Below are 12716 nucleotides of genomic sequence, written 5' to 3' on the forward strand. Positions count from 1 at the left end.
ATCTACCTGGCTGGACTACGCCTTTACCGGTGGCGCGCTGGATGGCGTGACCCTGGGTGGCGGCGTGCGCTATGTAGGTGAAAGCGTGGATGGCGATATCCAGGTGGGCAGCTTTACCCTGGCCGATGCCATGATCGGCTATGAGTTTCTTGATAACTGGCAGGCTCAGCTCAACGTCAACAACCTGACCGACAAAGAGTATGTAGCCAGCTGCGACTACTGGTGCTACTTCGGGGAATCGCGCAGCGTGATCGGCAGCGTCAGCTACCGCTGGTAAACGTCGCTTGACGAGGTAATGCAGTTGCATTAACCTTGATGCATTGCTTCTGCATTACCACTAAGCGGAGATTGGTGATGAACACGCTTATCGAAGATGATTCTACTCTGACGGATCGCTATCAAACGACTGTTCCTGCCTCAATTCGCCGAGCGCTGAAGCTCAAGCGTCGCGACCGTATCCACTACACCGTTCGCCCGAACGGTGAAGTCGTGCTCTCTCGTACCAGTGATGAAGTCCGGCATGACCCTGTGGTAGCCAGTTTTCTCGAGTTTCTGGAGCGCGATCTGGTCGCGTATCCGGAAACCATTCGACCTGTTACCGCGAGCAGTTTTGCCGAGGCCGAGCGTCTTACCGCAGGGATGGCGGTAGATCTTGATGAAGTGCTGGAAGAAGTGGACGATGAAGAGGAATGAAGCCGCTCACAGTGAATGGATGGAGCCTATACGCCCATCCGCTGTTTATGGAGCAGGTCGAAGCACTCACCGTTAAGGTAAAACGTCTTCAAACAAAGAACCCCGTAGGCTATCGCAGCAAACCGGCCACCAAGCGTCTGGCTGCCATCATCAAACTGGCTTTGAACGATATTCCTCAGGACCCATCCGGCGCTCAGTACCGGCAGGGAAATACGCTCGGCCCTGGGCACACCCACTGGCAGCGGGCAAAATTTTATCAGCAGTACCGGCTGTTCTTTCGCTTTGATGCGGCGAGCAAAATCATCATTTACGCCTGGGTCAATGATGACGCTACAAAGCGCGCCTATGAAAGCAAGCAAGATGCGTATGCCGTCTTCAAGAAGATGCTTGGCGATGGCCATCCGCCGGATAGCTGGCAGGCCTTGCATAACGCCTCACTGAGTGGCGCCGAGCATCTCAAAACGCTGTTGGCGGCGGATGATAGCGAGACCCGATGATAGCCAGCCCTTATGATAGCTAGAGGGGCTTAACGTTCTGTCTTTTCGTGTTTACTTTCCTATCAATCTAGCGAAGCGGCTGGTGCTTCCTTCAGTGCCGAGGTCAGCACGCGAGCAAAGCGCTGTGCCGAAGGCAGTGCGCCAAAGCTCCATACCGGCGGCAGGCGCAGCAGGTTGGCGTTTTTCACAATCGGTAGCTGCTGCCACAGGCCGCTGGTGGTCAGCTGCTCCTCCACGCCGAGCGGCAACGGGTCGATGATCACCAGCCGGGCGTCGGGATAGCCCGCGAGCGCTTCAATCCCTGTCAAGGCAAAGCCCCAGGCATTGGTGGGTTCCTCCCAGGCGTTAGCCAGGCCAAGCTGTTCAAGTACTGCGTTATACAGGCTGTTGTCGCCGAATATTCGCACGTGCCGTGCATCCATGAACTGCACCATCAATAGCGGTGCGGTATCTGGCTGTGCGTCGCGCAGCGATGCCATCAGCGCTTGCGTGTCTTCAATCAGCGCCTCCGCCGCCGCTTCACGCTCGGTCAGCTCCCCCAGCTCGCGCGTCAGCGCCTGAATTTCCTGCCAGGTATCCGTACCGGGTGAAAAGAGCGCAAGCGAGGTAACCGGCGCAATACGCTCCAGGCGCGGCGTGAGCGAGGCGAACATTGGCGAGATCAGGATTCGCTCCGGGGCAAGCTGGGCCAGCAGCTCGAAGTTGGGCTGGGCACGCAGCCCAAGGTCCGTGGCGCTTTGCGGAATACGCGGCTCGCCCACCCAGTCGTAGTAATCCGGCTGCTGGGCCACGCCGCTGATCGGCGCGCCGATGGCCACCAGCGTCTCGGCAATGGTCCAGTCCACCGTGGCAAACTGAGCGTGCGCGCTGGTAAATGCCAGCAGGCTGGTGAGCAGGAGCGTGGCTCGGGCGAAAAGACGCGTCACGGTACGGCGCATGGGGAAAAGCCATTTTGAAAGAAGAACAGTATTTAAACGATAATCCTTCTTGCTTGCAACGCCCCGCCTTCAAGCATTCGGAAGGGCAGGCTCTGGAGATTTTTTATCTTCTGCATTGCCTACCCTCGCCAATCCGGCGGTAAAGGCAAGGCAGGCAAAGACAATGACGGCGTAGGTGGGCGTCAATTGATCCATGATCAACCCAAACAGGGGGGCGCCTGCCGTCTGGCCGATAGCGATGGTGAGAAAACCGATGGTCAGGCCCGTTGCGGGGCGGCTGGGCAATGCCGAAACGCCCCATACCAGATAGACGCCGGTAAGCATGATGTAGGCCAAACCGAACAACGCACCACCGATTAGCGTCAGCGCGGGAGTGGTGCCTTCAACGCCCACCAGCAGGATGCCGCCTGCCAGCGTACCCAGAAACAGCCAGTGTGTCCGGTCAATGCCAAACCGGGCAACGAGCGACCCTGCCCCCGCGCCCGCCATGCCTGCTGTGCCAATGGCCATCCACAGAAGGCCCGCGCCGGTATGGCCCCAATCCAGGCGTAACGTGACCAGTTGGCTGCCAAAAGACCACAAAGCAGTGCTTGAAGCGCCCATCAGGAAGGCCGCGATAATTAGTCGTTTAAGTGTCTTGTTGAGTGGCGGTAAGCCTTTTTCGCGATTTTCGGCTGATTGGGCGTTACCCGGTACGCTGATGGCGACCGCTATCGCCATGCACAATGCCGTTGCTGCAAAGATCAAAAAAGCGATCCGCCAATGGCCGCCCATCAATAGCGCCACGGGCCCTGAAAGTACCACGCCTGCGCCGGTTCCTGCGTTGATGAGTGTATTGGTAGCACCTTGGCGGGCGGGCTTGACCGCAGCGGCCACGGCCGCAGCCATGGGCGGCGACGCAAGGCCTGTGCTGGAACCTGCCAGCATTACAGCACCGGCAAGCCATAGCGAAGAGGGGGCTGCTGCGATGCCTGTCATGCCCACTGCGGCTACGAGTGCCGCGCCGGTTGCCACTACGCGGGGGCCTAGCCGCTCGGTCAGGTGGGCAGAGACTACGATTGCCACGCAATAGCCCAGAAAAGAGCCACCTGATATCAACCCGCCCACGGTTGAGGATAAAGAGAGATCCGCATCGATTTGGGGAAGAAACAGCCCAAAAGCAAAGCGGGCAAAGCCGTAGCAGATGGCAATGAGCCCAAATCCCACGGCGCCGAGCGTCATGCCCGGACTCATGATGATGCCTGTTTGACTAGGCGAACCGCGCAATGCCGAGCGGTAGCAACGGCATCCGCGCCGCGATAAATGGCGGTCGCCGTTGCGCCTTCGAACAGAATCAGAATTTGCTCGGCGAGCTGCTCATCGCCACGTCCGTTGGTTTCGAGTGCAACGATCTCCTGAATCTTGTTCCAGACCCCGGCCTTGTGAGCGGTCATGGCCTCGGCGATCTCCGGTATATCACCACCGGTTTCCCCATAAGCGCGTAGAAATAGGCACCCTCGGCAGCCTTCTACCCGCACCCAGTCTTCAAGTGCCTTGAAAAGCGCATTAACGCTGTCCACGTCGGTTCGGCGCAAGAACCGACGGTCGCGTTCCGTAAGCACGCTGGCGATCAGTGAATGTTTGCTGCCCGCATGTTTATAGAGCGTTCTGCTCGACATGCCGGCAGCCTGCGTAAGCCGGTCCATCCCGGTGGCGGTAAATCCGTGCCGGTCGAAAAGGGATTCTGCGGCGGAGATAAGCTTCGTTTTAATAGTCATACATTCAATGTAAAACGATCATTTTACACCGTCAAGAAAATAAATCCTCAGCAGGCTTTCCACGCCACAGCGTCCACCTCGATCTGCATGGTTTCCAGAGCAAGTTGGGGAACGGGTATCAGCGTGCTGGCGGGTAGTTTTTCCATCGGCCAGCAGTGGCGCATCTCCTCGCCCCAGACCGCCAGCTTCTCGGCGCTGTGATCAACGATCAGCACGGTGATTTTCATGATGTTGGTGTAGTCCAAGCCATGCGCCTTGAGCGCCCTGCCCAGATTGTTGAGCGTTGCCTGAGTCTGGTGGCGAAAGTCGTCGCTGAGCGTATTCGCGGCTCCTTCGCCGCCGAATTGGCCGGATATATACACCAGCTGGCCGCCCGGCGGGGCTTTCACCGTATGGCAGTAGCCGTAGGGCGTAGGGTCAAAAAGTGCGTCGGGGTTTTGAAACTCCAGGGGTTTAGTCATCGCGCTACCTGATTTTCATAAAGTGGGAATGGCAGGCGAAGTGTAAAAGTTCAAGTTAACATTAAGTCAAACGGCTTTTCGGCCAAGCATTCGATGACTAACAAGACGACAGCAGAGAGGATGGTTTGAAACGATTTCTTACGGTGAGTGAGCTGGCGCAAAGAAGCGGCATAGCGGCGTCCGCCCTGCGTTTTTATGAATCTCGTGGGCTGATTGCGTCGGTGCGCACCAGCGGCAACCAGCGCCGTTTTCACCCGTCGATGCTGCGGCGTATTGCGCTGATTCAGGTGGCGCAGTCGGTGGGGTTTACGTTGGAGGAAATCGCCGGTGAGCTTGCGTGTCTGCCCATGAACCGAACGGCCACCAAGCGCGACTGGGAGCGGGTGGCCGTGAAGTGGCAAAAGGAACTGGCCGCCAAGATGGCCAGGCTTCAATCGCTGAACGATAACCTGACCGGCTGTATCGGCTGTGGGTGCTTGAGCATGAAAGCATGCCGCTTGCTGAACCCCGAAGATGCGTTGGCACAACAGGGCAACGGGGCTCAGCGGCTTTCATAAAACGTGTTTAGAAACGGTAGTGAACGCTTGCGGTAATCCCGCGCTCGGCGCCGAAGTAGCAGTAGTCCAGCGAGTTGCATGACGCGACGTATTCTTTATCCAGCACGTTGTTGACGTTCAGGCGGGTTTCGACGCCGTTAACGCCGACATGACTCCAGTCATAGCCGATGGTGGCGTCCACCAGAGTGTAGTCGGGCACGGTTTCGGTATTGGCGCGGTCCGCGGCGATGTCTGCGTAATGGCGTACCCCAACGCCTACATCCACGCCGTTTAGCCAACCGCTATTGGCTGCATAATGGCCCCATAGCTGCACCTGGTGCCGGGGGGAGTAAATGGCGTTGTTGCCCTGGTTGCCGTCGTCGCTCTTAGCATAGGTAATATCGGTGAAGCTGTAGCCTGCCTGTAGCGAGAGCGTTTCGGTCAGCTGGGTCTGGGCTTCCAGCTCAAGGCCTTGGGATTCGATTTCACCCACCGCGCGGTAGGGGTCAGAGGGCTGCTCTTTGGTGGCCACGTTTTCCTGGCTGATGTGGAAAAGTGCCGCGCTGTACTGGCTGGCGCTACCGCTGGGTTGGTATTTCACCCCGGTTTCCCACTGCTCGCCCTCCATGGGAGAGAGCAAATCGCCGCGCTCGTCCACAAAGCTTGTGGGGGTGAATGCGGTGGAGTAACTCAGGTAAGGCGCCACGCCGTTATCGAACAGATAAACCACGCCGGCACGGCCGCTGAATTGGGTATCGCTGAGCGAGCTCGAAGCGTCGGTATCCAGGTCCGTGTTATCGATACTGACCCAGTCATAGCGCCCGCCCAGAGTGAAGCGCCAGTTATCAAGCGCGATTTGATCCTGTAGATACACGCCGGTCTGTTCGATTTCATGACGCTCGCGAATGGGGTCGTAAAAGGCCACCGGGCCCGTGCCATAGACCGGCTCAAACGCGTTGATCGGCTCAAAGGCGCCGGAAGGCCAGGCAACCTCGTTTTCGCGCTGCTGATAATCCACTCCCAAGAGCAGCGTGTGATCCATAAAGCCGTCGCTGAGCCGGGCTTCCAGCTGATTATCAATCGTCCAGGCTTGAAGGGATTCGTTGCTGCCGGAGTAGTAGCGGTTCAGCTCATTGGAGGTAGGTGACGTCCAGCCAAAGCCGTAAGGCTGGTTGAGTACTACGTCCGAGTTGAGGTAACGCAGCATCTGGCGGCCGGTCATCTGGTCATTAAAACGGTGCTCAAGCGTATAGCCGAACATGCGCTGCGTGCGCTCATAGGCGTCGTAATCTTCCTCGCCGTCAAAGAAGTTGTTGCTGATTTTACGCCCGTTGCGGGGCACCACGGCGCCTTCATAAGGCACGCCTGAGTGATAACCGCCTTCGGGTTCGTCCTGCAGGTAGGCTTCAACGGTCAGGCTGGTATCGTCGGTCATATCCCACGTCAAACGCGGGGCAATGGCGTAGCGCTGCTCTTCGGTGGGGCCGAACTGGGTATCGGCGGCGCTGGCGATACCGGTCACGCGAAACGCCACCCGCTGCTGCTCGCCAATCGGCCCGGTAAGATCAAACGCGGCGCTGCGCTGATGATTGTTGCCCACTCGCAAGCGCAACTCGCCGCCTTGCTCGAACTCAGGACGCTTGCTGTTGAGTGCCACCACGCCGCCTGGGGAGGCGCGGCCATAAAGCACCGACGCTGGCCCGCGTACCACTTCGATGCTTTCCAGAAACCATGGGTCAATACGCATGGAACTGTGCGAGTTGGCATCGCCCATTACCTTGAGCCCGTCTAGAAAGGTGTTGCTCAAGCTGCCGTCGGAAAAGCCGCGCAGCACCAGGTAATCAAAGCGGTTGGAGGCGCCCACCTGATTTGAATAAACGCCGGGCGTGTAATCGGTCGCCCGTTGAACGGTATTTACCCCACGGTTCTCCATCTGCTCGCGGGTAATCGTGGAAACGCTTTGCGGGATTTCGATGGCTGGTGTTTCCAGTTTGGTCGCGGCTTGCTGGGCGGTCACCGTCACCGTCGATAGCTGGCGCGAGGCATCCGGCGCTTGTGCATAGGTAACGGGTATCGAGCTGCCTGCCAGGGCAATGGATAAAACAAGGTGGCGATAGGGGAAGCGGTGCTGGCGCATAAGCATGGCAATAAGTCTCAACCGTTTATAATAATGAGAATTATTGATCTTTAACGGCTCGCTGAGCTATGCCAGATGCCAAACCTGATATGCGTAATGCTAACGCTTAAGCAAATATGCAAAGCATCCGCTTTCACGGCTTGGGCGTTTTATAGGCGTGCCGATTAACGTCCGTGGGCGGAATGCCAAAGTGGCGCTTGAAGGCGGTGGCAAAGTTGGTCGCGTGGCGATAGCCGCAGGTATGGGCTGCCTGTTGAACGCTATAGCCTTTTGCCAATACGCAATATGCTCGCTGAAGCCGGCATTGGCGTAAGTGATCAAAGAGGGAGTAGCCGTAAAGCGCACTAAATTTTTGCCGCAGGCTGCTGGGGCTCATCGCCGCACTGCGGGCCAGGTCACTCAGGCGGTAATCAATCATGGGGTTATCGCGTAGCTCGGCATGTAAGCGGGCGAGCCGCTCGCGCTCGCGATGCTTAATGCCTGGAGCGGGCTTAATATTGCGGGATGACGATAGGGGTAGTCCATGTCCCAGAAGCTGCAAGGCAAGCCCGTGCCAGACTAACGACTGTCGCCAGTCGTCGAGTGGAAATTCACGGGTGGCACACAGCTGCTCAAAGAGCGCGGAAGGTAGCTTCCAGGCGTGCAAATGGGGTTCGTGAGCGCTGGGTAGCGCATAAGGGGCGGTGGTCAGAACGGCGATGTTAAGCGTACGTAGCCGTGCTTGAGCGGGCTGTTCGACGATCAGCGGTGCCTGCGGCGTGAAATGCGCACATAGCCCCTGACCGGCGCTAATCACCAAACGCTTTTGTCCCTGGGCGATCTCAATACCGCCTTCCATCACGACACATAAAAACCACGGCACCGTCTGCGTGGAGCGCGAGGCGTAGCGTTGGCGTACCTCAAGGTCGGATAACGTGAGATGCAGGCCAGGGGGTAGCGGCAAGTCGCTGACGCTGCCCAGCGCAATGGGGTGATCATGCCCTTGATAGGCATGTAAGTAATCGATGCCGAACTTATGCCCCAGCTGACTCAGGGTCGACGGCGTGAGAGACGTAATAGTCGGCATCGATAGACTGACCTATGGCTTAGTAATCCAGTGACCAACCCAGTGTGAACGTACGGCCACGACCCTGGTAATCGTAGAGGTATGCCGGCCCGTAGGTGGGTGAGTAGAAACCTACGGCGCGCTGCCCCCAAGGGGTTGAATACTGCTCATCGGTCAAGTTGCTGATACCCAGGCTGAGAGTACCCAGCGCGGTATCCTGACTGCCGATCAGGTCGAAGGTAGTGAAGCCGTCGATGCGGCCATCGTCACTGTCCTTGTAATCGCGCGCATGGCTGCCTTGAAGGCGCAGCGTTCGATCATTATCTGCCCAGGCAATATGAGCGGTCAGGCTATCCTGCGAAGGGTAGGGCGCCACGGTAATGCCGCGATCCTGCCAACGGCCATCTTCCTTGCGCTCTGAGACGAGTGTATGCAGCGTGCCGCCCACTTCCCAGTGGTCGCCGATAAAGCGGGTGACCGAGGCTTCCAGCCCGTAATCGCGACGGTCGTCGTCGACCTGAGTAACGTTCAGGTCACTATCAAGCTCCATGGCGGTATCCGACCAGGCATAGTAAACCGCGGCCTGGGTCATCCAGTCGCCGCCACGGTAGCGCCAGCCAAGCTCCACCTGCTGGGTCTTGATACCGTCCAACGGATTGTCCGCCACAGTTTGCCCGGCGCGGCCGTAGTACTTGGAAGGGTCGGGCAACTCGAAGCCTTCCGAGTAGCCCAGCCAGCTCTGGTGGCCGTTGTCGAAGTCGTACAGGGCGCTTACGTTATACAGCGTGACGTCGTAGTCACTCGAGCCGCCCGGCACGTTGTTGAAGTCGTCGATATCCACGTCCATGCGCTGGTGGCGAATGCCGCCGCTGAGCTGGAGCTGATCCGTTGCCCACCACTCGCTCTGGGCAAACAGCGCCAGAGTATCGATCTCGAAGCCCGGGTAGCGCGGTGTGATACGGTCGGCGCGCTGCACGAGCCCACCGGAGGCATCGCTTGCCGCGCGATCAAAGCGCATCTGCGTGGCGTCGAAGGATTCACGGTCCAGGTCGGCGCCATAGGTCAGGTTAAGGCTGTCCGTCAGGTCCGCCGAGAAAAGTCCTTTCAAGCCGCTTAGCGTGGTGTTCTGCTGGGAGGCCGCAAAGTAATAGCCACCGCCTTGGGCTGCGTAGGGGAATGGGTGGAAACTGGATTCTTCTTCACGATGGAATGCCTGAAGATAGAAATCCTGATTCAGCAGATTGGCATGGTGATAATTGACGCTAAACATTTTGCGGTCGGTGCGCGGGTCGCGGTCGGCGGTAAAGCCGTCGCGGATATCGGCATCGTCAAGGTTTGGCGCAGCGGCCGCCAGGTTGGGATAGTAAACTCCACGGTCGCCCTGCTTGCCTGACTCATAAAGCTGGCCACTGAGCGTTAGCGTCTGTTCATCGCTTAGCTCGACGCGCACGTTGCCTAAAATATCCAGGCTGCGGTTGTCCTGCAGATCGCTCTGGGCGATATCAGGAAAAATCTCATCGCCTCTGGCGTCGTACTGGCGGCCATTTTCGACCAGCGATACGCCAATGCGCCCCTGTACCGTATCGTTACCGCCGCTGGCCGACTGGGAGAGGCGACGATCAAGATCATGGCTGTGGTTGAAGCCGCCGGTGACACTAGCCTGGGTTTCAAAATGCGGGGCGCCGCTTTCGCCCTGCTTGGTAATAATGTTGATCAGCCCGCCCGTGGCGCCACCGCCATACAGGCTGCTGGTGCCCGAGAGCACTTCGACGCGTTCGATATTGAACGGATCAATGGCATCGAACTGGCGCGATAAGCCGCGCGAATTGTTCAGTGAAACGCCGTCAATCAATACTTGAACGCTGCGCCCACGCATGTTCTGCCCCGCGTTGGTGCGGCCCTGCGGGCCAAAATCGAGCCCCGGTACCAGCTTGCCCAAGGCCGTTTTCAGGTCGCCGCCCGTACTGATCTGTTGCTGAAGCTCTTCGTTCTCAACGATATGAACGGCGCCTGAAATCTGGCTGATATGCGTTGGCGTACGCGAGCCTACGACGACTAGCGTTTCCTGGGCGGCGCTTTCATTCGTGTGGGCAGCTGCTGTCTGTGCATTGGAGGTTTGTGCAAAGGCCAGCAAAGGAAAAGCGCCGCTCAAAAGACCGACGCTTAATACGATAGTGCGGTTCATGGGTTATCCAGAGAACAGGTTGTTGTTAACCGTGATCCTATCATTGGCGAGAGGAAACGCAATGATAAATGTTCTCATCGTTAGCCAGGGTAACCTTACTTATCGTCTTTCAGATTGCGGCTAGCGGCTGGCTTGCTGGGGGCTGCCGTGTCGTCGGCCTTAGGCTTTTCTTCCGTCGCTTCGACAGAAGCCGTGGGCGCGGGCGTCTGTGGCGCAGACTTCTGGTTTTCAATCGTGGTTTCCAGGTTTGCCACCTGACGCTCCAGTGCCTCCACGCGGGAGCGCGTGCGCTGCAGTACATCCATCAGGATATCAAAGTCTTCCCGAGAGACGAGTTCGAGACGGTCAAAGGCGCCGCGAACGACCTGCTGTACACCTTTCTGAATATCCTCGGGGGCTTGTGATGCATTCTGTAAACGATCGCCAATCTGCTGGGCCAATCGGCTAATACGGTCTTGGGGCGCCATCGTTCTCTCCTTGATAGGGGGTCATACAAAAGTGGGCACTCTCTCAAGGATACGCAACCCTTAAAGAGTACGCATGTATTGCATGGCGTGTTTTAGGGATTTGTCTTCAATGAAGCGCTGCGCTTCTTCTTGGTGCGGCGGCATATTCTGATTGCGCTGTGCTGGTGCATGCCTTGCCGCGTCAGCCAAGCGATGCTCCTTTTTCGTGCTTAGATTTTCATTTTTTAAATATAAGTTAATGAAAATAATAATAAAAAAATTCTGTGGCACGGTATGCGCATTAGTAGGGCATTGCCATTTTTAGCGACGTGTCGCTACACATCCAGCAGGCCTTATCCAGCAGGGGAGATCGGGATGAAACTCATCACCGCCATCATCAAGCCATTCAAACTTGACGACGTTCGTGAGGCGCTCGCCGATAACGGCGTCCAGGGAATTACCGTCACGGAAGTAAAAGGCTTTGGTCGCCAGAAAGGCCATACCGAGCTTTATCGCGGCGCTGAATACGTTGTCGACTTCCTGCCCAAAGTAAAAGTGGAAGTGGCGGTTGACGATGCGCGTCTGGAAAGCGTTATCGACGCTATCTGCAACGCCGCGAATAGCGGAAAAATTGGCGATGGCAAAGTCTTTGTCACCCCGCTTGAGGACGTTATCCGTATTCGTACCGGTGAGCGCGGCGCAGACGCTGTGTAGGCAGTGAGTGACAGGGATACTTTCATAGTTCAACGGGGAACTAACAATGAATGAACTGGCTGATCTGAGCTACGCGCTCGATACGTTTTACTTCTTGATTTGCGGTGTGCTGGTCATGTGGATGGCCGCGGGCTTTGCCATGCTCGAAGCAGGCCTGGTGCGCTCCAAGAATACCGCGGAAATTCTAACTAAAAACATCGCGCTATTCGCCATTGCCTGCACCATGTACTTACTGGTGGGCTACTACATCATGTATTCAAGCAGCGAAGGCGGCTTCCTGCCGAGCCTGGGCTTCTTGATTGGCGCTGAAAACAGCATGGATGCGGTGACGGCCGGCGGTGAAGATGCGCCGTACTACTCCATGCGCGCGGACTACTTCTTCCAGGTCGTGTTTGTTGCAACCGCGATGTCGATTGTGTCGGGCGCCGTGGCTGAACGCATGAAGCTCTGGGCCTTCCTGGCGTTTGCTGTGGTGATGACAGCATTTATCTATCCTATTTCCGGCTACTGGACCTGGGGCGGCGGCTGGTTGTCTGAAGTGGGTTACTCGGATTACGCCGGTTCAGGCATTGTGCATATGGCCGGCGCTGCGGCGGCCCTGGCCGGTGTGCTGGTGCTCGGCCCACGGAAAGGCAAGTACGGTAAAGATGGCGCTATCCATGCGATCCCCGGCGCCAACATGCCGCTGGCAACGCTGGGTACGTTTATTCTGTGGATGGGCTGGTTCGGCTTTAACGGTGGCTCTGAGCTGAAAATGTCGGATATCGGCTCGGCCAACAACGTCGCCCAAGTGTTTGTGAATACCAATGCTGCTGCGGCTGGCGGCGTGATTGCTGCATTGGTTCTGGCCAAGCTGTGGTTCCGTAAGGCGGATCTCACCATGGCGCTCAACGGCGCGCTTGCGGGCCTTGTCGCGATCACCGCCGACCCGCTTTCCCCAACAGGTTTAGGGGCTGCAACTATCGGTGCATTGGGCGGTTTGATTGTGGTTATCGCGATCATCACGCTTGATAAGCTGAAGCTGGACGATCCGGTCGGTGCGATTTCAGTGCACGGCGTGGTAGGTATCTGGGGTGTTCTGGCTGTGCCGATCACTAATGAGGAAGCCTCCTTCGGCGCTCAGCTGATCGGTATCGTCGGCATCTTTGCCTGGGTGTTCCTTGCAAGCCTGGTGGTCTGGCTGGTGCTTAAAGCCATCATGGGCATCCGGGTTAGCGAAGAAGAAGAGTATGAAGGCGTGGATATCGCAGAATGCGGTCTTGAAGCCTACCCCGAGTTTAGCGTTAAGAAATAAGCATAATGCTAAG

Annotated in this window: 15 protein-coding genes; 6 read left to right on the forward strand and 9 right to left on the reverse strand. The window is 57.4% G+C overall.

All coding sequences use genetic code 11. The features are described from left to right. The 3 genes from ACT3XD_RS14905 to ACT3XD_RS14915 all read left to right on the forward strand — a co-directional run. A partial coding sequence (locus ACT3XD_RS14905) for a TonB-dependent receptor domain-containing protein (RefSeq protein ID WP_444280603.1) occupies positions 1-277 on the forward strand: 277 nt, incomplete at its 5' end. A gap of 77 nt (positions 278-354) precedes the next feature. Further along, entirely contained in the window at positions 355-693 is a 339-nt protein-coding gene (locus ACT3XD_RS14910; RefSeq protein ID WP_192538789.1) for a type II toxin-antitoxin system PrlF family antitoxin, read from the forward strand. Next, entirely contained in the window at positions 690-1190 is a 501-nt protein-coding gene (locus ACT3XD_RS14915; protein WP_192538790.1) for a type II toxin-antitoxin system YhaV family toxin, read from the forward strand. Before ACT3XD_RS14910 ends, ACT3XD_RS14915 begins: the two co-directional genes overlap by 4 nt. A gap of 62 nt (positions 1191-1252) precedes the next feature. Here the strand turns inward: ACT3XD_RS14915 and ACT3XD_RS14920 are convergent, their stop codons facing one another. The 4 genes from ACT3XD_RS14920 to ACT3XD_RS14935 all read right to left on the reverse strand — a co-directional run bounded on the left by ACT3XD_RS14920 (position 1253) and on the right by ACT3XD_RS14935 (position 4346). After that, positions 1253-2128 carry an ABC transporter substrate-binding protein gene (locus tag ACT3XD_RS14920; RefSeq protein WP_192538791.1) on the reverse strand — a complete coding sequence of 292 codons (876 nt, stop codon included), beginning with the start codon at positions 2126-2128 and terminating at the stop codon, positions 1253-1255. A gap of 69 nt (positions 2129-2197) precedes the next feature. Next, complete coding sequence (locus ACT3XD_RS14925; protein WP_192538792.1) at positions 2198-3361, reverse strand: MFS transporter; 1164 nt, start codon at positions 3359-3361, stop codon at positions 2198-2200. After that, positions 3358-3885, reverse strand: a complete 528-nt coding sequence (locus ACT3XD_RS14930; protein WP_192538793.1) for a TetR/AcrR family transcriptional regulator — start codon at positions 3883-3885, stop codon at positions 3358-3360. The genes ACT3XD_RS14925 and ACT3XD_RS14930 overlap by 4 nt, the downstream gene beginning before the upstream one ends. A gap of 47 nt (positions 3886-3932) precedes the next feature. After that, positions 3933-4346: a RidA family protein gene (locus ACT3XD_RS14935; RefSeq protein ID WP_192538794.1), complete on the reverse strand. Its 414-nt coding sequence runs from the start codon at positions 4344-4346 to the stop codon at positions 3933-3935. 125 nt (positions 4347-4471) lie between these two features. Between ACT3XD_RS14935 and soxR the strand changes: the two genes are divergently transcribed. Further along, on the forward strand, positions 4472-4903 hold the full coding sequence (gene soxR / locus ACT3XD_RS14940) for a redox-sensitive transcriptional activator SoxR (protein ID WP_192538795.1): 432 nt from the start codon (positions 4472-4474) through the stop codon (positions 4901-4903). 7 nt (positions 4904-4910) lie between these two features. Here the strand turns inward: soxR and ACT3XD_RS14945 are convergent, their stop codons facing one another. The 5 genes from ACT3XD_RS14945 to ACT3XD_RS14965 all read right to left on the reverse strand — a co-directional run bounded on the left by ACT3XD_RS14945 (position 4911) and on the right by ACT3XD_RS14965 (position 10986). Beyond that, complete coding sequence (locus ACT3XD_RS14945) at positions 4911-7025, reverse strand: TonB-dependent siderophore receptor (protein ID WP_192538796.1); 2115 nt, start codon at positions 7023-7025, stop codon at positions 4911-4913. 127 nt (positions 7026-7152) lie between these two features. Continuing rightward, on the reverse strand, positions 7153-8085 hold the full coding sequence (locus ACT3XD_RS14950) for a helix-turn-helix transcriptional regulator (RefSeq protein ID WP_192538797.1): 933 nt from the start codon (positions 8083-8085) through the stop codon (positions 7153-7155). Between the two features lie 19 nt (positions 8086-8104). Next, the gene (locus ACT3XD_RS14955) at positions 8105-10249 is read right to left on the reverse strand and encodes a TonB-dependent receptor (RefSeq protein WP_192538798.1); all 2145 of its coding nucleotides are present in this window, start codon (positions 10247-10249) and stop codon (positions 8105-8107) included. A 95-nt stretch (positions 10250-10344) separates the two neighbouring features. Then, positions 10345-10716, reverse strand: a complete 372-nt coding sequence (locus tag ACT3XD_RS14960) for an accessory factor UbiK family protein (RefSeq protein ID WP_192538799.1) — start codon at positions 10714-10716, stop codon at positions 10345-10347. Positions 10717-10776: 60 nt separating this feature from the next. Then, positions 10777-10986 (reverse strand): hypothetical protein, encoded by a 210-nt coding sequence (locus ACT3XD_RS14965; RefSeq protein WP_192538800.1) that lies wholly within the window; start codon positions 10984-10986, stop codon positions 10777-10779. A gap of 84 nt (positions 10987-11070) precedes the next feature. On the opposite strand from ACT3XD_RS14965, the gene ACT3XD_RS14970 reads away from it, so the two are divergent. After that, complete coding sequence (locus ACT3XD_RS14970; protein WP_018916845.1) at positions 11071-11409, forward strand: P-II family nitrogen regulator; 339 nt, start codon at positions 11071-11073, stop codon at positions 11407-11409. A 46-nt stretch (positions 11410-11455) separates the two neighbouring features. Beyond that, positions 11456-12703, forward strand: coding sequence for an ammonium transporter (locus ACT3XD_RS14975; RefSeq protein ID WP_192538801.1), 1248 nt, complete (start codon positions 11456-11458; stop codon positions 12701-12703). Positions 12704-12716 lie beyond the last annotated feature (13 nt).

This window comes from Halomonas sp. AOP7-B1-5, assembly GCF_052353045.1.
Taxonomy (GTDB): domain Bacteria; phylum Pseudomonadota; class Gammaproteobacteria; order Pseudomonadales; family Halomonadaceae; genus Vreelandella; species Vreelandella colorata.

Coding starts and splice junctions, on each gene's coding strand:
- ACT3XD_RS14910 (WP_192538789.1), top strand. CDS start 355: ATGAACACGCTTATCGAAGATGATTCTACTCTGACGGATCGCTATCAA.
- ACT3XD_RS14915 (WP_192538790.1), top strand. CDS start 690: ATGAAGCCGCTCACAGTGAATGGATGGAGCCTATACGCCCATCCGCTG.
- ACT3XD_RS14920 (WP_192538791.1), bottom strand. CDS start 2,128: ATGCGCCGTACCGTGACGCGTCTTTTCGCCCGAGCCACGCTCCTGCTC.
- ACT3XD_RS14925 (WP_192538792.1), bottom strand. CDS start 3,361: ATGAGTCCGGGCATGACGCTCGGCGCCGTGGGATTTGGGCTCATTGCC.
- ACT3XD_RS14930 (WP_192538793.1), bottom strand. CDS start 3,885: ATGACTATTAAAACGAAGCTTATCTCCGCCGCAGAATCCCTTTTCGAC.
- ACT3XD_RS14935 (WP_192538794.1), bottom strand. CDS start 4,346: ATGACTAAACCCCTGGAGTTTCAAAACCCCGACGCACTTTTTGACCCT.
- ACT3XD_RS14945 (WP_192538796.1), bottom strand. CDS start 7,025: ATGCTTATGCGCCAGCACCGCTTCCCCTATCGCCACCTTGTTTTATCC.
- ACT3XD_RS14950 (WP_192538797.1), bottom strand. CDS start 8,085: ATGCCGACTATTACGTCTCTCACGCCGTCGACCCTGAGTCAGCTGGGG.
- ACT3XD_RS14955 (WP_192538798.1), bottom strand. CDS start 10,249: ATGAACCGCACTATCGTATTAAGCGTCGGTCTTTTGAGCGGCGCTTTT.
- ACT3XD_RS14960 (WP_192538799.1), bottom strand. CDS start 10,716: ATGGCGCCCCAAGACCGTATTAGCCGATTGGCCCAGCAGATTGGCGAT.
- ACT3XD_RS14970 (WP_018916845.1), top strand. CDS start 11,071: ATGAAACTCATCACCGCCATCATCAAGCCATTCAAACTTGACGACGTT.
- ACT3XD_RS14975 (WP_192538801.1), top strand. CDS start 11,456: ATGAATGAACTGGCTGATCTGAGCTACGCGCTCGATACGTTTTACTTC.